Genomic DNA, 1,032 nt, shown 5'->3' with positions numbered 1-1,032 from the left:
CAAACCTTCCGCGCATGATGCCAACTTGCGCCGGAGAAAAACGGAGACACGCGCTGCACCGAAGCCGCAAGCCGCAAGTCCCCAGCGTCGAGCAGCATTCGCAAAGCTCGCATTGCCGTCATTCCGCCTTCAAGAAAGTCTGCCCGTTTGAATTCACACGTCACGTTCGGCTTAAAGCCGACACCGAGGTTCGGCCATCTGTTTTGCCGAACTCGGTGAGTCAGTGTGAACTTCAAAAAGGGAACTACAGACTTTCAGGCGGAGGAGGGCATGCGACTTTGCGTATGCATTAAAAGGGCATGCGACCTTGCGGATGCATTAATAGGACATGCAACTTTGCGTATTTATTAAAAGGACATGCGACCTTGCGCATGCAGCTGGGCCAACAAAAAACCCGCTCTGAATATCAGTAGCGGGTTTATGTAGAAACAGCGGAAATAATTGAGTTACTTCAGCTTGGTTTCTTTGTATGACACATGCTTACGAACCACTGGATCGTATTTCATGATTTCAATTTTCTCGGGCTTCGTACGCTTGTTTTTGGTCGTGGTGTAGAAGTGACCAGTACCAGCAGAAGATTCGAGTTTAATTTTTTCGCGACCACCTTTAGCCATGATTTACTCCTGCTTAGATTTCGCCACGTGCACGAAGATCGGCCAAAACAGCATCAATGCCGTTTTTGTCGATAGTGCGCAGGGCGTTATTAGTTAGACGCAGGCGAACCCAGCGGTTTTCGCTTTCAACCCAGAACTTGCGTGACTGCAAGTTAGGCAGAAAACGACGTTTTGTTTTGTTGTTGGCGTGGGAAACTTTGTTTCCAACCATCGGGCGCTTACCCGTTACTTGACATACGCGAGCCATGATGACCCCAAAAAATTCAGCAAATTAGTGTATCTGCAAAACCACACGGCATGAATTGAATAGCCATGGATTTGCGGCGAAGTCCAAGATTGTAACCAATTACTAAACTTTTGCCCAGCCTTTTTTGCGGAAAAACTCAAAAAGGTGGGCGATTGTGCAGCCTGTAGGAGT

At 48.0% G+C, this 1,032-nt stretch carries 2 protein-coding genes; both read right to left on the bottom strand.

What is annotated here, in order from left to right:
* Window positions 1–446 precede the first annotated feature (446 nt).
* The gene (gene rpmG, locus LMED105_RS15925; RefSeq protein ID WP_008253405.1) at window positions 447–614 is read right to left on the bottom strand and encodes a 50S ribosomal protein L33; all 168 of its coding nucleotides are present in this window, start codon (window positions 612–614) and stop codon (window positions 447–449) included.
* Between the two features lie 13 nt (window positions 615–627).
* On the bottom strand, window positions 628–861 hold the full coding sequence (rpmB, locus tag LMED105_RS15920; protein ID WP_008253404.1) for a 50S ribosomal protein L28: 234 nt from the start codon (window positions 859–861) through the stop codon (window positions 628–630).
* Window positions 862–1,032 lie beyond the last annotated feature (171 nt).

Source organism: Limnobacter sp. MED105, from assembly GCF_000170915.1.
In the GTDB taxonomy this organism is placed as follows: domain Bacteria; phylum Pseudomonadota; class Gammaproteobacteria; order Burkholderiales; family Burkholderiaceae_B; genus Limnobacter.
Note: the sequence above shows the minus strand (reverse complement) of the source record. Positions and strands in the feature narration are given on the sequence as shown.